The organism is Kaustia mangrovi (assembly GCF_015482775.1).
Taxonomy (GTDB): Bacteria; Pseudomonadota; Alphaproteobacteria; order Rhizobiales; family Im1; genus Kaustia; species Kaustia mangrovi.
The window spans coordinates 838,607-860,639 of record NZ_CP058214.1 but is presented as its reverse complement, the minus strand read 5'-3'; the positions used below and the strand labels follow the sequence as shown (position 1 = coordinate 860,639).

General features: G+C 68.1%; 19 protein-coding genes. 9 read left to right on the top strand and 10 right to left on the bottom strand.

Annotated features, from left to right (window positions below; translation table 11 throughout):
• The first annotated feature begins 4 nt into the window (after positions 1-4).
• From HW532_RS04085 to HW532_RS04075, 3 genes are all read left to right on the top strand, one after another.
• Entirely contained in the window at positions 5-1,012 is a 1,008-nt protein-coding gene (locus HW532_RS04085) for an alpha-ketoacid dehydrogenase subunit beta (protein WP_213163188.1), read from the top strand.
• Positions 1,013-1,216: 204 nt separating this feature from the next.
• Complete coding sequence (locus HW532_RS04080; RefSeq protein ID WP_281397157.1) at positions 1,217-2,332, top strand: acetoin dehydrogenase dihydrolipoyllysine-residue acetyltransferase subunit; 1,116 nt, start codon at positions 1,217-1,219, stop codon at positions 2,330-2,332.
• Between the two features lie 299 nt (positions 2,333-2,631).
• Positions 2,632-4,587, top strand: a complete 1,956-nt coding sequence (locus tag HW532_RS04075; RefSeq protein WP_213163187.1) for a sigma-54-dependent Fis family transcriptional regulator — start codon at positions 2,632-2,634, stop codon at positions 4,585-4,587.
• A gap of 7 nt (positions 4,588-4,594) precedes the next feature.
• Here the strand turns inward: HW532_RS04075 and HW532_RS04070 are convergent, their stop codons facing one another.
• The gene (locus HW532_RS04070; protein WP_213163186.1) at positions 4,595-4,885 is read right to left on the bottom strand and encodes a cupin domain-containing protein; all 291 of its coding nucleotides are present in this window, start codon (positions 4,883-4,885) and stop codon (positions 4,595-4,597) included.
• A 38-nt stretch (positions 4,886-4,923) separates the two neighbouring features.
• A complete protein-coding gene (locus HW532_RS04065) occupies positions 4,924-5,670 on the bottom strand; it encodes an SDR family NAD(P)-dependent oxidoreductase (protein WP_213163185.1) in 747 nt (248 codons plus the stop codon).
• A gap of 283 nt (positions 5,671-5,953) precedes the next feature.
• Between HW532_RS04065 and HW532_RS04060 the strand changes: the two genes are divergently transcribed.
• The gene (locus tag HW532_RS04060; protein ID WP_246479533.1) at positions 5,954-7,384 is read left to right on the top strand and encodes an NfeD family protein; all 1,431 of its coding nucleotides are present in this window, start codon (positions 5,954-5,956) and stop codon (positions 7,382-7,384) included.
• Between the two features lies 1 nt (position 7,385).
• Positions 7,386-8,162, top strand: a complete 777-nt coding sequence (locus tag HW532_RS04055) for a slipin family protein (RefSeq protein WP_213163184.1) — start codon at positions 7,386-7,388, stop codon at positions 8,160-8,162.
• Between the two features lie 8 nt (positions 8,163-8,170).
• On the opposite strand, the gene HW532_RS04050 is transcribed toward HW532_RS04055, so the two are convergent.
• Positions 8,171-8,779, bottom strand: a complete 609-nt coding sequence (locus HW532_RS04050) for a class I SAM-dependent methyltransferase (RefSeq protein WP_213163183.1) — start codon at positions 8,777-8,779, stop codon at positions 8,171-8,173.
• Between the two features lie 576 nt (positions 8,780-9,355).
• On the opposite strand from HW532_RS04050, the gene HW532_RS04045 reads away from it, so the two are divergent.
• Positions 9,356-10,321, top strand: coding sequence for a hypothetical protein (locus HW532_RS04045; RefSeq protein ID WP_213163182.1), 966 nt, complete (start codon positions 9,356-9,358; stop codon positions 10,319-10,321).
• A 30-nt stretch (positions 10,322-10,351) separates the two neighbouring features.
• On the opposite strand, the gene HW532_RS04040 is transcribed toward HW532_RS04045, so the two are convergent.
• On the bottom strand, positions 10,352-11,944 hold the full coding sequence (locus tag HW532_RS04040; protein ID WP_213163181.1) for an OpgD/OpgG family glucan biosynthesis protein: 1,593 nt from the start codon (positions 11,942-11,944) through the stop codon (positions 10,352-10,354).
• A 507-nt stretch (positions 11,945-12,451) separates the two neighbouring features.
• On the opposite strand from HW532_RS04040, the gene HW532_RS04035 reads away from it, so the two are divergent.
• Both HW532_RS04035 and HW532_RS04030 read left to right on the top strand, forming a co-directional pair.
• Entirely contained in the window at positions 12,452-14,221 is a 1,770-nt protein-coding gene (locus HW532_RS04035; RefSeq protein WP_213163180.1) for a SulP family inorganic anion transporter, read from the top strand.
• 50 nt (positions 14,222-14,271) lie between these two features.
• The gene (locus tag HW532_RS04030) at positions 14,272-15,006 is read left to right on the top strand and encodes an MOSC domain-containing protein (protein WP_213163179.1); all 735 of its coding nucleotides are present in this window, start codon (positions 14,272-14,274) and stop codon (positions 15,004-15,006) included.
• Positions 15,007-15,022: 16 nt separating this feature from the next.
• Here the strand turns inward: HW532_RS04030 and HW532_RS04025 are convergent, their stop codons facing one another.
• The 6 genes from HW532_RS04025 to HW532_RS04000 all read right to left on the bottom strand — a co-directional run bounded on the left by HW532_RS04025 (position 15,023) and on the right by HW532_RS04000 (position 20,966).
• On the bottom strand, positions 15,023-16,054 hold the full coding sequence (locus tag HW532_RS04025) for a histone deacetylase family protein (RefSeq protein ID WP_246479531.1): 1,032 nt from the start codon (positions 16,052-16,054) through the stop codon (positions 15,023-15,025).
• Positions 16,051-16,953 carry a nitrilase-related carbon-nitrogen hydrolase gene (locus HW532_RS04020; protein ID WP_213163177.1) on the bottom strand — a complete coding sequence of 301 codons (903 nt, stop codon included), beginning with the start codon at positions 16,951-16,953 and terminating at the stop codon, positions 16,051-16,053. The genes HW532_RS04025 and HW532_RS04020 overlap by 4 nt, the downstream gene beginning before the upstream one ends.
• An 89-nt stretch (positions 16,954-17,042) precedes the next feature.
• Positions 17,043-18,083 carry an extracellular solute-binding protein gene (locus tag HW532_RS04015; RefSeq protein ID WP_213163176.1) on the bottom strand — a complete coding sequence of 347 codons (1,041 nt, stop codon included), beginning with the start codon at positions 18,081-18,083 and terminating at the stop codon, positions 17,043-17,045.
• Positions 18,084-18,111: 28 nt separating this feature from the next.
• Positions 18,112-18,957, bottom strand: a complete 846-nt coding sequence (locus tag HW532_RS04010) for an ABC transporter permease (protein WP_213163175.1) — start codon at positions 18,955-18,957, stop codon at positions 18,112-18,114.
• On the bottom strand, positions 18,957-19,826 hold the full coding sequence (locus HW532_RS04005; RefSeq protein WP_213163174.1) for an ABC transporter permease: 870 nt from the start codon (positions 19,824-19,826) through the stop codon (positions 18,957-18,959). Before HW532_RS04005 ends, HW532_RS04010 begins: the two co-directional genes overlap by 1 nt.
• A 33-nt stretch (positions 19,827-19,859) precedes the next feature.
• The gene (locus HW532_RS04000) at positions 19,860-20,966 is read right to left on the bottom strand and encodes an ABC transporter ATP-binding protein (protein WP_281397156.1); all 1,107 of its coding nucleotides are present in this window, start codon (positions 20,964-20,966) and stop codon (positions 19,860-19,862) included.
• Positions 20,967-21,106: 140 nt separating this feature from the next.
• On the opposite strand from HW532_RS04000, the gene HW532_RS03995 reads away from it, so the two are divergent.
• Positions 21,107-22,018, top strand: a complete 912-nt coding sequence (locus tag HW532_RS03995) for a GntR family transcriptional regulator (RefSeq protein ID WP_213163172.1) — start codon at positions 21,107-21,109, stop codon at positions 22,016-22,018.
• Positions 22,019-22,033: the final 15 nt, after the last annotated feature.

Below are 22,033 nucleotides of genomic sequence, written 5' to 3'. Positions count from 1 at the left end.
GAAGATGGCCAAGAAATCCTATCGTCAGGCGATCAACGACGCGATCCGCCAGGAGATGCTGGCGGACCCGAGGGTCGTCGTCATGGGCGAGGACAATGCCGGCGGCATCGAGGCGCCGGGCGAGGACGACGCCTGGGGCGGCGTGCTCGGCGTCACCAAGGGGCTGATGCCGGAATTCGGCCGCGAGCGCGTGCTCGACACGCCGATCTCGGAGTCCGCCTTCATCGGGGCGGCGGCCGGTGCGGCGGCGACGGGCCTGAGGCCCGTGGCGGAGCTCATGTTCGTCGACTTTATGGGGGTCTGCTTCGACCAGATCTTCAACCAGGCCGGCAAGTTCCGCTACATGTTCGGCGGCAAGGCGGTGACCCCGCTCGTCGTGCGCACCATGTACGGGGCGGGTTTCCGCGCGGCCAGCCAGCACTCCCAGTGCCTCTATCCGATCTTCACCCATGTGCCGGGGCTGAAGGTCGTCCTGCCGTCCTCGCCCTACGAGGCCAAGGGGCTGATGATCCAGGCGATCCGCGACGACGACCCGGTGATCTTCCTCGAGCACAAGGTGATGTATGACGACGAGGAGGACGTGCCCGACGAGAGCTACACCATCCCCTTCGGCGAGGCGAACCTCACCCGCGAGGGCGACGACGTGACGGTGGTCGCCTTCGGGCGGATGGTGGGTCTTGCCAATGCCGCCGCCGATGCGCTGGAGAAGGACGGGATCTCGTGCACCGTCGTCGATCCGCGCACGACCTCGCCGCTCGACACCGACACGATCCTCGAATGCGTGGAGGAGACGGGCCGGCTGGTGATCGTCGACGAGGCGAGCCCGCGGTGCAACATGGCGACCGATATCTCCGCGCTGGTCGCGCAGGAGGCCTTCGGTGCGCTCAAGGCGCCGGTGAGGATGGTGTCGCCGCCGCACACGCCCGTGCCCTTCGCGCCCGAGCTGGAGGACGCCTACATCCCGAGCCAGGCGAAGATCGAGACCGCGATCCGGGGCGTGATGGCCCATTGAGGGCGGGACGAATGAAGTAGGGCTCAAAACCCCCTCACCCTCCCAGCGCTCAGGCGCTGGGCCCCTCCCTCTCCCGCGAGGGGAGAGGGAACGGGCAAGCGGCTCCACAGGAGAACCCTCTCCCCTCGCGGGAGAGGGTGGTGCCGGAGGCGCCGGGTGAGGGGGTGGGCTTGCCGAGGACACAGACTATCGAGGAGGACATCCATGATGGGCAGGATCGAGCCGATCGTCATGCCGAAATGGGGACTTGCCATGACGGAGGGAACCGTCGTCGGCTGGGAGGCCGGCGAGGGCGACCGCGTCGATCAGGGCCAGGACATACTGGAGATCGAGACCACGAAGATCACCAATGTCTTCGAGGCGCCCGCAGGCGGCACGCTGCGCCGGCAGGTGGTGCATGAGGGCGATACCGTGCCGGTCGGCGCGCTGCTCGGCGTGCTCGCCGACGACGAGGTGTCGGACGAGGAGATCGACAGCTTCGTCTCGGGCTTCGTCGTGGAGGCGGACGACGGCGAGGCCGCGGGCGAGGGCGCGCCGGAACCGCGCAAGGCGGAGGCCGGCGGGCGGACGCTGCGCTATCTGGAGATGGGCGCGGGCGAGGGGACGCCGGTCCTGCTCGTTCACGGCTTCGGCGCCGATCTCAATGCCTGGATGTTCGTCCAGCCGACGCTCGCGGAGGGCCGGCGCACCGTGGCCCTCGACCTTCCGGGCCATGGCGGGTCGCAGAAGGATGTCGGCGCGGGCACGCCGGAGTCCATGGCCGATACGCTGTCGGCCTTCATGGACGAGGTGGGGCTCGAGCGCGCCCATGTCGTCGCCCATTCGCTCGGGGGCGCGGTGGCGCTGGCGCTTGCCTCCGCTAAGCCCGACCGCGTCAGCGGCCTTACGCTCATCGCGCCGGCGGGGCTCGGCGACGAGATCAATCACGAGTTCATCACGGGCTTCATCGAGGCGGGTCGGCGCAAGGAGATGAAGCCGGTGCTCGGCCTGCTCGTCGCCGATCCCTCGCTGGTCAGCCGCGACATGATCGAGGACGTGCTGAAGGCCAAGCGCATCGACGGCGCGGAGGAGGCGCTGCGCACCGTTGCCGCCGCCAACTTCGCCGGGGGCAGGCAGGCCGTCCTGCTGCGCGATGCGCTGGCCGGGCTCTCCTGCCCCGTGGAGATCGCCTGGGGCGAGGCCGACCGTATCCTGCCGGCGAGCCACGCCGAAGGCCTGCCGGAGGCGGTGCGGGTGCGCCGCATGGCCGATGTCGGCCACATGCCGCACATGGAGGCCGCAGGCGAGGTGACCCGGCTGATCCTCGCCGGGCTCGAATAGGCCCCTCCCTGCGCCCTTTGGCCCAACGTCGTCCCGGGCCCGCTTCCGGGACGGCATTGGCCTTGCCGTTTGCGCAGGCGTTCGATCTCGGTCCCTGCCTGCCTTTCTTCGTCATTCCAGCTTTCGCGGGAATGACGGACAACGGACGCGGCATGCGAGCCGAACCGCTAACGGATCCCGGCGGCGGGACAAGGCGGCGCGCGCATGCTAGATTGGCATCCGCGCCGCCGAGAGAAGCGCGTCCTGGCGAACAAGGACGGCCCCGGCGGGGCAGATGCGTCTTGCCGGGAGGAGACGCCATGGCGCGACAGCCTGAAAGGGTCGGCGATCACGTCGACCATGTGGTGCGTTCGGCCGAACGGGGCGTGCGCGGAAGCGACGGCTCGGTGCCATCCCTTGTGCTCGAATCCTGGCAGCGCTGCCTCGATACCTATCGCCTCGACCCGTCCAGGCCCGGCGAGCCGATGATCCTCACCGATGGCGAGCTGAAGGAATTCCGCGAGCCGCTGGACGATTTCATGCCGCTGGCAAGACCCGAGATCGAGCGGCTCTACGAGCAGGTCTCGTCGGCCGGCTACGTGATCCTGCTGACCGACGCCAATGGCGTGACCATCGACTATCTCGGCATTCCCTCGCTGGAGGACGATCTGAAGGCGTCCGGCCTCTATCTCGGCTCGATCTGGTCGGAGCGCAACGAGGGAACGAACGGGGTCGGCACCTGTATTGCCACCAGGCGGCCGCTGACCGTTCATCTCGACCAGCATTTCCGCAGCCGCAATGCCGGGCTGACCTGCACGGTCGCGCCGATCTTCTCGCCGGAGGGCGGGCTCGCCGCGGTGCTCGACGTCTCTTCCATGTCGTCTTCGTCGGCGGAGGCCCAGACGCTGATCGGGGAGATCGTGAAGCGGTCGGCCAAGCGCATCGAGCATGCCTATTTCCTCAGGCGCTTCGCCACGCAGTGGATCGTCCGGCTCATGCCCGATTTCAGCCGCATCGGCGCGCGCGACGAGATCATCCTGGCGCTCGACGCCAATGGCCGCATTCTCGGCATCAACCAGAATGCGGCGGACTGGGCGCACAATCCGGCCGGTGCCGGCATTGTCGGGCGCCCGGTCAGCGACCTGCTGGAGCTAGAGCCGGAGCGCGTGCTGCGCGAGGACGCAACGGGCGCGGCCTCCGCGCTTCCCCTGAGAACACGCCATGGCGGCGCGCAGGTCTTCGCCATCTTCCGCGCGCCGGAGCGCTCTCGCCGCCGTCATGCGGGACGGCCTGACGCAGCGCCTGGATCAACGCCGAGGCCGGCGCGCCCGCGGGCCCTGACGCTCGACCGCCTCGCCGGCGCCGACCCCGCCATGACGGCCCATGCCGCGACCGTGCGCCGGCTCGTGGACCGGGGGCTGCCCTTCCTGCTGACCGGCGAGACGGGAACCGGCAAGGAGGTCTTCGCGCGCGCCATCCACATGGAGAGCCGGCGGGCCGACAAGCCCTTCGTGGCCATCGACTGCGCCTCCATCCCGGACAGCCTGATCGAGAGCGAGCTCTTCGGCTATCAGCCGGGCACCTTCACGGGCGCGGCCCGACAGGGCCAGCGCGGCAAGGTTCTCCAGGCCCATGGCGGCACGCTGTTCCTCGACGAGATCGGCGACATGCCGCTCGCCCTGCAGACCCGCTTCCTGCGCCTTCTGGCGGAGGGCCAGATCACGCCGCTCGGCTCGTCCAAGCCGGTCGATGTGGATGCCACCGTGATCTGCGCCACCCATCGCGATCTCGACGAGATGGTGGAGGAGGGGACGTTCCGCGCCGATCTGTTCTTCAGGCTGGCCGGCGTGCGTATCGCTCTGCCGGCCTTGCGAGAGCGCGGCGACCGGCGCGCGCTCATCGGCGCGATGTTCGAGGCCGAATGCCGTGCACTCGGCGTCCATGCCGAGCTCGACGGGGCCGCGCTCGACGCGCTCGACCGCTATCGCTGGCCCGGCAATGTCCGCGAGCTCAAGAGCGCGCTGCGCTATGCGGTGGGGCTTTCGGGCCGCGGGCGCGTAACCGTGGACGAGCTGCCTGCCGCCATTGTGTCGGGCAGGGGAGCCGGTCCGGCTCCGGCAAAGGTGTCGGATGAGGGCGACAGCGAGCGCGATGCGCTGCTCGCAGCCCTCAGGGCCACGCGCTGGCGCATCACGGAGACGGCACGCCTGCTCGGCGTCAGCCGGTCCACCGTCCACCGCCGCATGAACCGCCACGGTCTCGTCCGCCCGGTCTGAGGCGAGGCTATTTCAGCTCGATCTCCAGAAAGGCGAACTCGCCCTCATTGGGATTGATGACGTCGTGCTCGACGCCGGCCTCCCGCGTATAGGGTTCGCCCGCGACGAGCGAGGCCTCGCTTTCCTTGCCCGCGCCGTCGACCATTCTGAGCTTGCCGGTCGTCAGCGGCACGACGACATAGTCCATCTCGTGGCGGTGCCAGCCGGTGGCCGCGCCGGGCGCGAAGCGCCACTCCGTCACGCGCATCCTGTCATTCTCGATCTTCACCGTGCCTGTGGCTTCGGGGCGGTCGCTCATGGGGGTGTTTTCCTGTTTCAGGGCAGGGACAATGCCCGTCAGTCTGTGACGAGTCCGCCATTGATGTCGAGCACCTCGCCGTTGATGGAGCCGGCAAGCGGGCTCGCCAGGAAGGCGCAGGCATGGGCGATCTCCTCCGCTGTCGCCAGCCGGTGGACCGGAATGGCCTCGATCTGCCGGGCAAGCGCGTCCCGTCCGTAGCCATACCGCATGGCGGGCGTATCCACATAGCCGGGTGCGATGGCGTTGCAGGTCACGCCATGGGCGCCGAATTCGCGGGCGAGCCCGAAGGTCAGCGTCACGAGGCCGGCCTTGGCGACCGAATAGGCGAGGCCGGACAGGGCGTCGCCGGTCTTGGCCGCCATGGAGGAGATGTTGATCACGCGCCCCCAGCCCCCGTCCCGCATATGGGGAACGAGGGCGCGGCAGAGCAGGAAGGGGGCCTCCAGATTGACCGCGAGCTGGTCGTGCCATTCGTCGAGCGTCGTCGTCTCGAGCCCGGCCGTCACCGGCAGTCCGGCGTTGTTGACCAGGATGGAGATGTCGTGGCGTGCGATGTCGGGCAGGCGTGCCTCGAGCGCCTTGCGGTCGGTCATCTCGACCTCGTAGATCGCGTCGAGATTGGCGAGCTCGGCGGCGGTTTCTTCCAGCCCCTCGGCGTCGTGGTCGAGCAGTATGGTGTGGATGCCCAGCGCATCGAACGAGCGCGCTATGGCCGATCCCACCACCCCGCCGCCGCCCGTGACAAGCGCTATCTTGCCGGAGAGACCCGTATTCGGCGTCATCAGGGTATGTGTCCTTGTCTTTCTCGTTGACCATACCCCCGGTCTCTGTTCTGACTTTATGCACCAGAAACGCGAAGGTGAACAGCCGAATGTGACCGCCTGTGGGGAACCGGGCGGCCCGGCCGTTCGTTCCATGGGCAAGGCCGGCTCACTATATGGACGTTGTAGCGGCCCGTTTCGGTGCGATCTGCAAGGGATAGTCTTGAGTGCGGAGTCCAGGGAAAGACTCCAAGTCTCTGAGATAAAACTAAATGCTGGCCGGGAAGCAGGAAGGTGGGAGACGGTGTCTCTTCGTAGCGTGCTATTGCTGGCGATCGTGCTGCCCGTCATGGCGGGCCTTGCCTGGGCGCAAGAGTCCGGGGAGCGCAGGCTTGCGGTGCTCGCCGATGTGGAGGGGGCGATAGGGCCCCCGGCCGCCCACCATATCGAGACAGTGCTGGAGACCGCGCGCGAACGGGGGGCGGAACTGGTCATCCTGCGCATCGACACGCCGGGCGGGTTGGCGACCAGCATGCGCGACATCATCTCCGACATCCTCGCCTCGCCCATACCGGTCGTCGGCTATGTCGCCCCGCCGGGCGCGCGCGCGGCGAGCGCGGGCACCTACATCCTCTATGCGACGAGCGTGGCCGCGATGGCCCCCGGCACCAATCTCGGCGCGGCGACGCCGGTCCAGATGGGCGGCGGGCTTCCCGGCCTGCCGTCCTTCGACGAGAAGGAGAAGAAGGAGGGCAAGGACGGCTCGGACGGCGAGGGCAACGAGGAGGCGGCGGAGAAGACCGCGCCCGCCGGCGACGCCATGTCGGCGAAGATGGTGAACGACGCTGTCGCCTTCATCCGCTCTCTGGCGGAACGTTACGACCGCAATGCCGACTGGGCGGAGAAGGCGGTGCGCGAGGCCGCCAGCCTGTCGGCCAATGCCGCGCTGAAGGAGCGTGTCATAGAGATCGTCGCGCCTGACGTGGCGAGCCTGCTGGACGATCTCGACGGCCGCCGGGTGAGGGTCGGGGAGAACTGGCGCACGCTCGCCACCGGGAACATCGCGGTGGAGACGGTCGAGCCGAGCCTCATGACGAGGCTGCTCGCGCTCATCACCAATCCCAATGTCGCCTTCATCCTCATGATGATCGGGGTCTACGGCCTGATCTTCGAATTCTCCAATCCCGGGTCGATCGGGCCCGGCGTCGCCGGTGTGATCTGCCTGATCCTCGGGCTCTACGCGCTGAACCAGCTCCCGCTCGACTATGCGGGCCTCGCGCTTGTCGGCCTCGGGGTGATCCTCATGGTGGCGGAAGCCTTCGTGCCGGCCTTCGGCGCGCTCGGCGTCGGCGGCATCGCCGCCTTCCTCATCGGGGCGGGAATGCTCATCGATACCGATGTGCCGGCCTACCAGATCTCATGGACCGTGATCGGGGCGATGGCGCTTCTGGGGATCGCCGTCCTGCTCTTCGTGGTCGGCTATGTGGTGCGCGCCTATCGCCGCCGGGTCCACACGGGCAAGGAGGAGATGGTGGCGTCCATGGCGCATGTCCTCGACTGGCGGGCGGGCGAGGGCCATGTCTGGGTCCATGGCGAGCGCTGGCAGGCGCGGGGCCCATCCGAACTCGAACCCGGCCAGACCGTCCGCGTGGACGCGGTGGACGGGCTGACGCTCGTCGTGACGCCGGAGACAGGCGCGGCGGCGACACCGGCACACCCAGCCAGGGAGACCTGAGATGACAGTCGATTTCGCATTCTATGTGGTTCTCGTCGCGCTGGTGGTGGCGTTCCTCTTCTCCGCCATCAGGATCATGCGCGAATACGAGCGTGCGGTCGTGTTCACGCTCGGCCGCTTCACCAAGGTCGGCGGGCCGGGCCTGATGATCCTGATCCCGGTCATCCAGCAGATGGTGCGCACCGACCTGCGCACCTTCGTGGAGGACGTGCCGAGCCAGGACGTGATCTCGCGCGACAACGTGTCGGTGAAGGTCAACGCGGTCATCTATTTCCGCATCGTCGATCCGGAAAAGGCCATTCTCAATGTCGAGAACTACATGGCCGCGACCAGCCAGCTTGCCCAGACAACGCTGCGCTCCGTCCTCGGCAAGCACGAGCTCGACGAGATGCTGGCGGAGCGCGACAAGCTCAATGCCGATATCCAGGAGATCCTCGACAAGCAGACCGACGCCTGGGGCATCAAGGTCGCCAATGTCGAGATCAAGCATGTCGATATCGACGAGAGCATGGTGCGCGCCATCGCCCGCCAGGCGGAGGCGGAACGCTATCGCCGGGCGAAGATCATCAATGCGGAGGGCGAGCAGCAGGCCGCGGAGAAGCTGGTGGAGGCCGGCGAGATTCTCTCGCGCCAGCCGAGCGCCATGCAGTTGCGCTATTTCGGTGCGCTCCACGACATAGCCGGCGACAAGTCCTCCACCATCGTCTTCCCGCTGCCCATGGACATCTGGCGCGCGCTGAGGTCGATGGAGGGCGGGGACGATGGCGGCAGGGCCTGACGCCTGTCTCAGGAGGCGCGATCCGGTCCGGTGGTCTGCGTGAACCGCCAGACGAAACCCGGCACGGGGCCTGTCCAGGCGAGGCCGAGCCGCTTCGCCTTGAGCCCGAGCCGGCGGTGCGGAAGCGGCGGCACGGGCATGTTGCTGTACTGGAGGAGCTGTCCGCCGGGGGCCATTGCCTGGAAGATCTCGTCCACGAAGCGCTGCTGGCGGGCGAATGGGAACTGCAGGAGCGGCAGGCCGGAAATGCAGGTGCCGATCCGCCCGTGCCAGGCGCGGGGGATCACGGAGGCGGGGCGTGTCGCGTCGCCGAGAATGGTCGTGGCGCGGGGCAGGCGGGCCTTGAGCATGGCGCCCATCTCCTCGTCGAGCTCGACCATTGCGAGATTGCGCTCCGGCAGACCTGCGGCGACCAGCGCCTGGCCGATGGCGCCCGTTCCGGCCCCAACCTCCACGACGATCTCGTCGGGCGAGCGCACGGCATGGCGCGCGACCAGGGCGGACAGCGTGTCGGAGCTCGGCAATATGGCGGCGACCCGCAAGGGATGCGCGATCCAGCGGCGCAGGAAGAGGGAGACTTCGGCGGCCCGCGAAGCCGCCACGCGGTTCTCGCTCATGGGGCGTACCTCCGTGCAGCGTGGGAAAGCCGTCACTCACGGAACAAACGGTTCAGGCGTGCCCGGAGTTCCCCCGGGGCGCATCGTCGCACTGTCCGGAAACGGCCGCCGTGATCCGGTTTCGATATTGTTCAGTGTGCGGATACTCGCTAGAGTGAGCGGTGATAGTGCAAACCGTGCCGGACAGGCGGACGGGCGTTTGGGCCGCCGTCGGCACCGGGAAACTATAGGGCTGGCCGCCAGTCGCCAAGGAATGCCGGGTCTTTTGCGGAAGACGCAACCGGGCGTGATGGCAGGAGCGGCAAGACGATCGGCACAATGAGTATTGTCATTCGCAGACAGGCGGGCTGGGCCTGGCTGCTCGCTGTGATCGCACTGTGCGGCGTGGCACTCCCGTTTCCTGTCCGGGCCGACCCGGATGGGGGGTGGGGCTTCGTACCTGCGCCCCTGGTGCTCCCGAAGCACAACGAGAGCTGCCTCACAACCCGCCAGACGACGCGCCTGCTCAATTATGCGGCGGGAGACCAGGTTGCCGGACAGAGCTGTGCAAACCTGGCGCCCGGTGACAAGAACGCGGTGAGCGTCGAACGTCAGCTCTCCACCTCCTATGGGAATTTCGATCTGGAAGCCGGCCTCACGGGGCTCGGCAGGGAGGATCCTGTCACGGTCCGCGAGCTCAAGCTCCCCGGGCAGGACAGGCGGGACGATGCCGCGACCTACGGCACCTATGCGCGCCTGCACGGAACGACCACGGGGCTGCCGGTCTCCTATTCGCTCGACTACACCCACCGGGCCAATGACAGTGCGGGCGATGTGGTGACGGGCCGGGAGACCATGGGCGGCGAGATCGTCTGGGCGCTGCCCGGCGCCTACGAGATCACGGGCCGCGGCGAGCAGTTCTACGCAGGACCGATGGCCGACTATACCAACGCCGGCCGCAATGCCCGGATCGGTATTGGCGGGCCGCTCGTGAAGGTGCCGGCCGGCATGCTGAAGGGCGATGTGGAAGGCTATATGCGCCGCCGCTGGATCGTCGGCGAACCCGACAACAGCGAGGAGGCGGAAGGCGTCCGCCTCAGCGTGTCCGGTCCGGTCGCGCAGGGGCTTTCCGGCGAGATCGCGAGCCATGTGGAGGAGGTGCGCCGCGCCGGAGCGGAAGAGCCGGCGTTCAACAGCGGTATCGCCGCGAAGGTCGGCTACCGCTTTGTCACCGGCGAGTGGCGCTGGCGCGTCGAACCGGGTGTCGATGCGACACGCCGGTCGGGCGACGATGGCCGGTCGACGGTCGGAATGCGCCTCCGGGCCGGCGTATCCCACGGCGTGCACAGCCTGGAGCTCAACGACTATATCCGCCGCGAGATCCTGTACGGTTCCGACAACCGCTCCGTCTCCAACACCATGACGCTCGGCTATGGCTACGATCTGGGGACCTCGCGCGTGCGGCTGCGCGGCTCGCACACGGGCCGCTACGAGCCGGGAATGCCGCCGGACGAGGACTGGTCGTTCGGCGCCTCGTGGGGCATTCCGCTCGGCCCGCCCTGAGGCGAGGCCTCAAACCCCTTCGCCGTCACGTCACGAGGCGTTGAGCGTCGGCAGGTGCTGGTAGAGCCAGGTTTCCGTGAGAGGTTCGCCGCCCTTGCGCAGGTAGAGGCGGATCTCGACCGGGTCGGCGCCCTCCGCCTTCAGGTCGAAGACCGCCCGCCAGAGCGGCGTGTCGGGCACGGGTTCGGCCTGGATGAGGGAAACCGTGCCGCGCGAGGCGGTGATCTCCACCTCCGGCGGGGTGTCCCGCGTGAAGCCGTCGAGCGCCGAGCCCTCGAATTCCACCACGAACTTGTTCACGCCCTCGGGCCGGGGCTTGCCGGCCTCGCCGCCGCGTCCGATCCGCGTCGCCACCGTGCGGGCGAGCGCGTCGACGGGGAAGGGATTGTCGCCCTGCCAGTAGAGGCGATAGCGGTAGTTCAGCGCCTGTCCGGCCCGGGCCGGCTCCTTCGGCACCCAGAAGGCGACGATATTGTCGTGGATCTCGTCGTCGGTCGGGATCTCGACGAGCTGCACCTCGCCGGCGCCCCAGCGGTCGAGCGGCTCCACCCACAGGCTCGGCCGGCGGTGATAGAGCACGCCGTCGAGATAGTGGGTGGGCTCGCGGTCGCGCTGCATGAGGCCGAAGCCGCGCGGATTGTCGTCGGAGAAGGCGGAGACGCGGGTGATGTCCGGGTTGTTCAGCGGGCGCCAGAGGCGTTCCCCGCCACCCGTCCACAGCGCCAGCCCGTCGGAATCGTGGATCTCCGGGCGCCAATCGGTGCGGTAGGGCCTGTTCTGCTCCGAATACCAGAACATGCTGGTCAGCGGCGCGACGCCGAGCCGCTCGATGTCGGCGCGCAGGAAGAGGCGTGAATCGACGTCCATCGTCACGCCTTCGCCGCGCCGGATCTCGAAGCGGAAGGCGCCCGCGATGCTCGGCCCGTCGAGCAGGGCGCACACCGTGACGGGCGCGTCCTCCGACTGTGCCGGTTCGATATAGAACTCCCGGAAATCGGGGAATTCCTCGCCGCTCGTCACGGCAGTGTCGACGGCGACGCCGCGCGCCGACAGGCCGTATTGGCCGAGCGAGCCGATGGCACGGAAATAGGAGGCGCCGAGGAAGGCGACCCAGTCCTGGGTTTTCCAGTCGTCGCGATTGATCGACTCGTGCAGGCGGAAGCCCGCGAAGCCACTATTGTCGGGAAGCTGCCGGGCAATGCTGTCGGCCGGCATGTCGAAATAGGCGCTCTCGTAGACCACCTCGCGCGCCTCGCCGTTCTCGACGAGGAAGATGTGCACGGGCTTCTGGAAATACTGCCCGAGATGGAAGAAGGTCGCCGGATAGACGCCCGATCCGTCCGCGAAGGCGGCAAATTCGCGGCGATAGTGCAGCTTGCCATGGGCGTCGTAGTCGATCTTGCCGAGGATATCCGGCCGGGGCGGTTGTGGCGGGTCGTAAGGCGCCTCCGCCATGGCCCTGGCGCGCTCGATCAGCCCTTCGAAGCTGAAGGCTTCTCCGTCCGCGAGATCGAGCCCGGCGGGCTGTGCGAGCGCGCGCCGCCACGACCCGGCTGCGGGCGCGAGAGCGGCTGCGGCAAGGGCGGTCTGGAGGAAACGGCGGCGCCGGACGGATATGGCCATCGTCATTGCCCCTCGTTCAGGTTGGAGACGGTTCGTGGACGGATTGTGGCATGACATGGCGGACAACCATGGCAATTTGACGGCTGGAACCGCCGGTTGCACCGACAGATCCGCCGCACGGTTCCCATCGGGCATGCGGCGGGATGTCTCCTGAGCGATATGGGTGCGCTTATGGACATTGCGCGCGCGAAGTGACATACATCTCAGGTCAATTCAGGAGAGTTTCCGCCGATCCTTGGCCTGCCGACGCTGCGTGTCCTGTCGCGCAAACGGGGCCCGGCGTGTGCGCCGTCAGATCGAACGCCCCTTGAACCGAACTCGGGTGCCGGGGCGGTAATCCGATCTGTTTCAATGGGTTGGAGCAAGGCGTTTGCCGTTGGATTCAACTTGCTCCAAGGGGCTTCGGCATGCCGGACCGGGCGGACCCTTCATCGGTTGATCCATATCTCTGGCCCCGCTGCCGGGATCGCCCGCAGGACGCCCCGAGCGGCTTTGGAACGATACGCCATGACAGCCCGATCCGGCGAGCCGAGCCTTCTGGAGCTCTACACACCCAAACTGGTCACCGTCCTTCGCGAGCGCTACGGGCCCGGCGATCTGCGCGCCGACGCCATTGCCGGCCTCACGGTCGCGATCGTCGCGCTGCCGCTGTCCATGGCGATCGCGATCGCTTCCGGCGTGACGCCCGACCGCGGTCTCTACACCGCCATCGTCGGCGGCTTCCTCGTCTCCGCGCTTGGCGGCAGCCGGTTCCAGATCGGCGGGCCTGCGGGCGCCTTTATCGTTCTGGTCGCGGCGACCGTCACGGTGCACGGTGTGGACGGGCTGATCCTCGCGACCTTCCTCAGCGGGTTCATCCTGCTGGTCGCCGGCAGCCTGCGGCTCGGCACCTTCGTCAAATACATCCCCTATCCCGTGACCGTCGGCTTCACCGCCGGCATCGGCGTCATCATCTTCATCAGCCAGCTCAAGGAGCTTCTGGGGATCACGCTCGACGGGCCCGAGCCGGGGCCGGTCGCGGAGAAGCTCGCCACGCTTGCCGACGCCCTGCCGAGCGTGAGCGCCTCCGCGGTCGCGGTGTCGCTTGCCACGCTCGCGCTGATCTTCGGCATCCGGCGCTACCGCCCGCACTGGCCGGGCCTGCTGATCGGCGTGGTGGCGGCCTCGCTCGGCGCCTGGGCGCTCGGCCTTCCGGTGGAGACCATCGGCACGCGCTTCGGCGGTATTCCGCAATCGCTTCCCATGCCGCATCTGCCCGTGCTGACGATGGACAAGGTCATGGAGGTGCTGCCCGCTGCGCTCTCCTTCGCCCTGCTCGGCAGCATCGAGAGCCTCCTGTCCGCGGTCGTCGCCGACAGCATGACAGGGCGGCGGCACCGCTCCAATTGCGAGCTCGTCGCGCAAGGGGCGGCCAATGTGGGCTCGGCCCTGTTCGGCGGCATCTGCGTCACGGGCACCATCGCGCGTACGGCGACCAATGTGCGTTCCGGCGCCCGGGGGCCGGTGTCGGGCATGCTGCACTCGCTGTTCCTGCTCGCCTTCATGCTGGTCGCCGCGCCGCTTGCCGCCTATATCCCGCTCGCCGCCCTGGCGGCCGTCCTGGCGCAGGTCGCCTGGAACATGGTGGAGAAGCACGAATTCGCGATCCTGCTCAGGGCCTCGCGCGGCGACGCGCTGGTGCTGCTGGCGACCTTCCTGCTCACCGTGTTCGACGATCTCACGACCGGCATTCTCGTTGGCTTCGGGCTCGGCACGCTGCTCTTCATGCATCGCATGGCGCAGGCTGTCGCGGTCGAGCATGCGACCCGACCCATCGTGGAGGACGACAAGGCCGACAGTGCCGAGAACGGCAGCCGGCGGCCCTACGACGCCGAGCTCGGCGCGGATGCGAATGTCGTCGTGTGCCGGATCTCCGGCGCGTTCTTCTTCGGGGCCGCGGCGACGGTTGCTGCCGCGCTCGACCGGATCGCGGAACAGCCGGGCGCCTATGTGCTCGACGTCTCCGCCGTGCCGTTCCTCGATTCCACGGCGGCCGCGACCATGGAGGGCTTCGTGCGCAAGGCCAGCCGCCAGGGCGCGACCGTCTATGTCACCGGCGCGTCGAAGCCGATCCGGCGTGCCCTTCTGCTCCACGGCATCCGCCCGCCCGATGTCCGCTTCAGGACGACCGTCGCCGATGCCGTCTCCGCCGTGCATAATGCGCTCGAGGCACCGGACGGACCGGGGGAACCGGCCCCGGGCGACGATGACGGGGCGCTGCCGCCGAAGACGGCCTGAACGGCCTTCAGGTCCGGCGCGGCGGAGCGACAGGACGGGGAGGGCAGGCCATGACGGATTTCGCGGGAAAAGTTACCGCCCTGTGGCGCTATCCGGTGAGCTCGCTCGGCGGCGAGCGGCTCGAGGCCGGCCATATCGGGCCGGATGGCGTGGCGGGCGACCGGCGGTGGGGCATTGCCGATGCCGAGACCGGGGGCGTTGCGGGCCCGGAGCGGGAGAAGCGTTGGCGGATCGCGCCCGAGGTCTCCGCACGGCTTGCGGGCGAGGGCGCGGAGATCCGCCTTGCCGGCGGCGACTGGATGCGGGCCGGCGGGGAGGCGGCGCGCGCGGCGCTTGCTGCCCATTTCGGCTTCCCTGTCGAGATCAGGCCGCATCCCGGCGGGGCTGGCGATGGCTCTAAGCCCGTTCAGCCGCGCTACGAGCGCGCGGCGATCCATCTGCTGACCACGTCGTCGCTTGCCGCGCTGCGCCGAATCCTTCCCGACGCGGTCATCGACGAGCGCCGGTTCCGGCCCAATCTGGTGCTGGATACGGGCGACGACGCCGTGGGCTTTGCCGAAACCGGCTGGATCGGCCGGCGGATCGGGATCGGCGAGGCGGAGCTTCGGATCGTGGAGCCGTGCGAACGCTGCGCCTTCACCATGATCGGCCAGCCCGATCTGCCCTTCGACAAGCGTATCCTTGCCGCGATCTCCTCGGAGAACGGCAAGGGCTTCGGCGTGCTCTGCTCCGTTGTCCGGCCGGGCACCGTGGCGCTCGGCGACGAAGCCCGGCTTTCGCGATGAGAGCCGGGCCGTGCTCTCACGCGCCCTCGAAGCCTGAGAGCACGTTGGCGACGTTGCGGCCGAGCGCGTCGATGGCGTAGCCGCCCTCCATGACGAAGAGCGTCGGGAGCCCGGCGCGCTTCAGGTGCTCGCCGATGCGCGGGAAGTCGTCGGTGTCGAGCGTGAACTGCGAGATTGGGTCCTCGTGATAGGTGTCGGCCCCGAGCGAGACGACGAGCACGTCGGGCCCATAGGCCGCGATGCGGTCGAGGGCCGCCTCGAGCGCCTCCTCGTAGCCGCTTTTCCAGCCCGTGCCCCAGCGCAGGGGAAAGTTGGCGTTCGCGCCTTCGCCCGCACCGTCGCCCGTCTCGTCGGCATAGCCGAGGAAATAGGGGAACTCCTGGCGCGGATCGGCATGGATCGAGGCGAAGAAGACATCGCCGCGGCCATAGAAGATCGCCTGGGTACCGTTGCCGTGATGATAGTCCACATCGATGATGGCGGGCCGGGAGAAGCCGCGCGCCCGCAGGGCCTCGACCGCCACGGCGGCGTTGTTGATGAAGCAGTAGCCGCCATAGACGTCCGCTGCCGCGTGGTGGCCGGGCGGGCGGCACAGGCTGAAGACCGCGCGCTCGCCGTCGGCCACGAGGGTGGCGCCGGTGGCGGCGACGCTTGCGGAGGCCGTGACCGCACGCCATGTGCCCGATGTGATGGGCGTTCCGGCATCGAAGGAGTAGTAGCCCATCTTGCCGTCGATGGCCTCCGGCACGCGGTGGGTGAAGGTGCGCGCGGGCCAGTCGAGGGGCAGCGCATCCCAGTCGCCATGGGCTGCGACCCATTCGTCCCAGGCCGTTTCGAGGAAGTCGAGATAGGCAGGCGTGTGGACCGTCTGGAGAAGCGCGCGGTCGACAGGCGCCGGCGCCAGCACCTCGCCGATGCGCGCCTCCGTCACCGCCGAGAGGATCTGCTCGGCGCGGGCCGGCTTCTCCACCGGCGGCTGGATCTGGCCGTCGATCAGCTCCGACTTGCCGTCCTGGAACTTGTGGTCCTGCGAAAAGACGATCTTCACCTGGATACCTCCCGGATCGTGATGTGATGCGCATCCCATGCGCCGGGCCAGACCTCGGCGCCGCCGGCACGAAGCTTGGCAATGACGCCCAGGGGGATGTCCCGGGCGACGAGGAACGGTTCGTCGTCCATGTCCGCACCGTCGGTCGGCGCGATCTCGGCATGCAGCCCCGTGGACCCGAGCGCCCGTTCGCAGGGCACGAAGACCGCGCAGCCCGACACATTGGCGTTGCCGACGGCGCTGATGCCGACGCAACCGGTCGCCGCCACCGCGCAGAGAAGCTCCACCGCGCGCGCCCTCGCGCAGCCGAAGACCCGGGAATAGCCCGCCAGCCTTGCCGTCTGGGACGGCACGAGCAGCAGGTCGACCGAATGGCGGGCGAGCGCGACCGAGATGGCCGGCATCTCCACATCGAGGCAAACGAGGGGGGCAAGCCTCATTCCGTCCCAGTCGACGACCGGGATCTCGCTGCCGGTCTCAAGCTGCCAGCCTTCCGGATCCATCTCCGCGGGCGTGAGCACGAGCTTGTCATGCGCGATCTCGCGACCGTCCGGCAGCAGAAGCCAGGCGCGGTTGGCAAAGCCGCCATCGACGGCCCAGGGCATGGTGCCCGCAAGGAGCCCCACGCCGTGGCGCGCAACGAGCGGGCGCAGCCGCTCCAGCGCGTCCGGCGCGCGCTCGCCCATCCACGCGATCTCCTGCGTGGCGGGCAGGCCGTCGGGCCTGAAGGACAGCCACTGCTCGCAGGCATATTCCGGCATGACGAGGAGCCGGGCGCCGGCGGCCTTCGCGTCGGCCAGCCGCGCATCGACGCGTGCGGCCCAGTCATCGAGGCTTGAGAGCGGACGCGACAGGTTGGTCGCCCACAGTGCGAGCGTGACAGTGTCCGGCGGGGCCATCGCGAATTTCCGAGCTCCTGGGAAAGGGAAGGGCGGACGGGCCTTCGCCGCCCGAAGGGCCGGCCCGTCCGTCTTCCGGCGTTATGGCATCAGCTCTTGAGCCGTGTCCAGACGCGGTTGCGTAGCTCGCGCGCGGCGTCGGAACAGTCCTCCGCCGGCCTCAGGCGGTCGGCATACTCCTCGGGCATGGCCACGGCGGGATCGTTCTTGAGCGACTCGTCCATATGGTCGGTCGACCCCTTGATGGCGTTCATGTAGCCGGTGAAGTTGGACGCCTGCGCGATGTTCTCGGGCTTCATCATCCAGTTGATGAAGATCTTGGCGTTCTCCAGATTGGGCGCCCCCTTCGGCACGGCGAAATTGTCGTTCCAGAAGGTGATGCCCTCCTTGGGATAGACATAGACGACACTCGGGCGCTGCTCCTTGGTGCGGTGCGCGGCACCGTTCCACTGCTGGTGGGCGATGACCTCGCCGGACGCCATGCGCTCGATCGTGCCGTCGGAGTTGTAGGCGGCCACGAAGGGCTTCTGGGCGGTGAGGATGTCGAGGATCTTCTGGGCTTCCGCCGGGTCCTCTGTGCATTTCGGCACGCCCGCGTAATAGGCCGCGGAATTGTAGACCTCCACCTCGTCATTGAGCATGAAGATCTGGCCCTTGAGCTCGTCGATGGGCTCGAACACTGCGCTCCAGCTTTCCGGAAGCTCGCCGCCCGGCACGCGCTCGGAATCGTAGGAGAAGCCGGTCGTGCCCCACATATAGGGCGCGGAATATTCGCGCTTGGGGTCGAAGTCCGGCGTATCGTGCGGCGCCATCATCTTCGAGCCGTTCTCCATCTGGCCGGCGTCGATCTTCTCCAGCAGCCCCTCGTCGATCATGATCTTGACCATGTAGCTCGACGGCACGATGACGTCGTAGCCCGCCGCGCCCGCCTGGAGCTTGGCGAGCAGGGTCTCGTTGGAATCGTAGACATCGAGGGTGACCTTGATGCCGGTCTCCTCCTCGAACTTCCGCAGAAGCTCGGGCGGGGTGTAGTTCGACCAGTTGTAGAGGAAGAGCTCGCCATCCGCATGGGCGGGCATGGCAAGCAGGACCGCGCCGGCCGCGGCCATCAGGTATTTTGCCAGTCGCATAACGTCAAACCTCCGTCTGATGGGCGGTTCACTCGTCCCCCGTGCCCACGGCCGCCCCTCCCGTGTGCGGCGATCCTGTCTCCTGGCGCAGCCGTCCGACGAGGAAGGACAGCGACACGAACAGGATCGAAATCAGAAGCATGAGCGAGGAGAGCGCGTTCACCTCCGGCGTCACGCCGATGCGGATCATTCCGAAAATATAGACGGGCAGCGTCGTCGCGCCGGCGCCGGCCACGAAATAGGTGATCACGAAGTCGTCGAGCGAGATGATGAAGGCCAGCATGGCGCCCGACAGGATGCCGGGCCACAGATAGGGCAACGTCACCAGCCTGAAGGTCTGCCAGTCATTGGCGTAGAGATCGGCGGAGGCCTCCAGCAGCGTCCTGTCGAGCCCCTCGAGCCGCGCGCGGATCGGCAGATAGGCGAACGGGATGCAGAAGACGGTGTGGGCGATGATGACCGTCAGGAGCCCGAGCCGCAGGCCGATCAGCACGAAGAACAGGAGCGAGGCGACGGCGGTGACGATCTCCGGCACGGTCAGCGGCAGCGCGATGAGCCCGGAGACGGCGTTCTGGGCGCCGAAGCGGCCCTTGGCCATGCCGAGGGCGGCGAGCGTGGCGAGGACGGTCGCCGACAATGTCGCGGTGGAGGCGACGATGAGCGAGTTCTCCGCCGCGCGCACGATATCCGGGTTCGACACCACGATGCCGTACCAGCGCGTGGAGAAACCGGTCCAGATCGTGGCGAGCCGGCTGTCGTTGAAGGACAGGGCGATCAGGATGACGATCGGCACATAGAGATAGACGAAGAACAGGATTGTCGTCGTCCTGACCCCGCGGAAGCGCCAGAGCGGATTTTTGGGATCGACCTGCATCAGCGGGCCTCCGAGGTGCGCCGGTTGACGAGGAGATAGGCCATCATGGCGATCAGCACGAAGGCGAGCAGCGCGAAGGCGAGCGCCGCGCCGAACGGCCAGTTGCGCGCCGCCCCGAACTGGCTCTGGATCAAATTGCCGATCATCAGCGCCTTGCCGCCGCCGAGCAGCTCCGGCGTCACATAGGCGCCGAGGCAGGGCACGAAGACGAGGATGGAGCCTGCCACGATCCCCGGCATGGACAGCGGGATGACCACCCGGGTCAGCGCCCTCCAGCGGTCGGCGCCGAGATCGAAGGCGGCCTCGACGAGCCGGAAATCGAGCTTCTCCAGGCTCGTATAGATTGGCAGCACCATGAAGGGCAGGAAGGAATAGGTCAGCCCGATGGCGATGGCGAGCGGCGTGTAGAGCACGTTGAGCGGGCCGTCCGTCAGGCCGAGGCCGTGGAGCGACCCGTCGATCAGCCCGCCATTGCGCAGGAGCAGGATCCACGCATAGGTGCGTACCAGGAGATTGGTCCAGAAGGGGATGGTGACGAGGAAGATCAGCAGGTTGCGCTTCTTCGGCGGCTGCAGTGCGATATAGAGCGCCGTCGGGAAGCCGATCAGGAGCGCGAAGGCGGTGGTGGAGATCGACAGCCAGAAGGAGCGCAGGAAGATCTGCAGGTAGTCGGTGTTGAGGGCCAGAGAATCGTCGAGATTGCGCTCGAACAGGAAGGAGACATAGGCCTCCACTGTATGCTCGCCCCAGCGCACGCCGCCATTGAGGCCGCGCTCCAGGAAGGAGACATAGGCCATGAGCAGGAGCGGCAGCAGCATGAAGGCGCCGAGATAGACGACGGTGGGGCCGATCTGGAGGAAGCGCCTCATGGCCTTTGTCTCTCCCTGGTGCCTCGGTGCCGGTCAGTCCGCGAGGACCTGCACCGCGTCGGGTGCGACGCGCACGACGATCCTGTCGCCCGAGGCGAAGGCGCGCCGCGCGCCGTCCCGGTTCTGTACGCGCACCTTGAACGGCTCGCCGCCGTCCAGCTTCAGATAATAGACGGTGTCGGTACCGAAATAGACGACCGTGTCGACTGTGCCCGCAAGGCCCTCACCGCCGGGTTTCGCGACCTCGGCGCGCTCGGGGCGGATGGCCACGGAGACGGTCCGGCCGGCCTTGCCGCCGTCGTCGGCGATGGCGAGGCTTGCGCCGCCGGGCAGCGTCAGCACCGGCCCGCCGTAGGCCTCGATCTGTCCCTCCAGGAAGTTCGTCTCGCCGATGAAGTCGGCCACGAAGCGGTTCACCGGGCGTTCGTAGATCTCCTCCGGTGCGGCGATCTGCTGGACCTCGCCCGCCGACATCACCGCGACGCGGTCGGACATCTCCAGCGCCTCCTCCTGGTCGTGGGTGACGAAGATGAAGGTGATGCCGGTCTCGCGCTGGAGGCGTTTCAGCTCCAGGCGCATATCCTTGCGCAGCTTGAAGTCGAGGGCGGAGAGCGGTTCGTCGAGCAGGAGCACCTTGGGGTGGTTGGCGAGCGCGCGGGCAAGGGCCACGCGCTGCTGCTGGCCGCCGGAGAGCTGGTTCGGCCGGCGCCCCTCCATGCCCTGGAGCTGGACGAGGGCGAGCATCTCCGCCACGCGCTCGCGGATCTCGCCGCTTTTGGCGCCGCGCATCTGGAGGCCGAAGCCGATATTCTGCCCGACGGTCATGTGGGGAAAGAGCGCGTAGCTCTGGAAGACGGTGTTGACCATGCGCCGATAGGGCGGGCGGTCGCCGATGGCCTCGCCGTCGAGGCGGATCTCGCCGTCGCCCGGCGTCTCGAACCCTGCGATCAGGCGCAGGAGCGTGGTCTTGCCGCAGCCCGACGGCCCGAGCAGGGTGAAGAACTCGTTCTGGGCGATGGTCAGCGAGACATTGCGGAGCGCATGGACGGTTCCCGACGGTCCCTCGAAGGATTTCGAGACACCGATCACATCCACGGCAGCGGTTGCGGATTGCGGGGCCTCGGCAGGCTCTGCGCTCACGACCATCCCTTCCCCCTCGATTGTCCCCCGACAACCCGGCGATGCCCCGTTCCCGTCGCGATGGACAGATTGTCCGGCAGCCGCCATGATCGTCTCCAGAGGCATTATGTATCGCTGACAAACAGAGTGCAATCGGTCCGGTGAGCAGGACGAACGGACAGCCGACCGCGCTTCACTACGATCTCGCCCGCCGGATCGTCGAGCACGCTCGCCTGTCCGACCTTGCCGCGGGCAGCCACCTGCGCGAGGCGGAACTGGCGCGCCGCTTCCGGGTGTCGCGCTCGCCGGTGCGCGCGGCGCTCAGGCTCCTCGCCGGTCTCCATATCGTCGAGCACGAGCCCAATCAGGGCGTGTTCCTCGCCCGCGACGGGCGCGATCTCGACCCGGACCTCCTCGACGATCCCGACGTGCCGGACCAGGAGCTCTACCGGCGGATCGTGCATGACCGGCTGTCCGGCACGCTGCCCGACACGGTCTCCGCGGCCGGGATGGGCGAGCGCTACGATGCCGGCCGCAGTGTGCTCGCCCGCCTGCTCAACCGGATGGCGGTGGAAGGGCTGATCGAGCGGCTGCCCGGCCATCGCTGGCGCTTCAGTCCGGCACTCACCTCGCCGGAGGTCTACGATGCGAGCTACCGCTTCCGGATGATCGTGGAGCCTGCGGCGTTCCTGGAGCCGAGCTTCCTGACCGACCGGGCGGAGTTCGACGAGCTCAAGGCCGCGCATCTCCGCCTTGTCGGCGGCGAGGTCGCACGGGTCTCCTACAGCTATCTCTATCAGCTCGATGCGGCGTTCCACGAGGCGGTGGGGCGCTGGTCGCGCAACGAGTTCGTGTTGCGCGCCATCCAGCAGCACAATCGCCTGAGGCGCCTGACCGAGTACGAATACTATGCCGACCGGGACCGGATGCTCGCCTCCTGCCGGGAGCATCTGGCTATCCTGGAGGCGGTGGAGGCGGGGCAGTCCGTGACCGCCGCGGAGCTGATGCGCCAGCATATCGACACTTCGTGGCGCCTCATGCCGCGCTTTCCCTCCGGCGAGGGCAGGGGATGAGTCCGGGGGCGACGG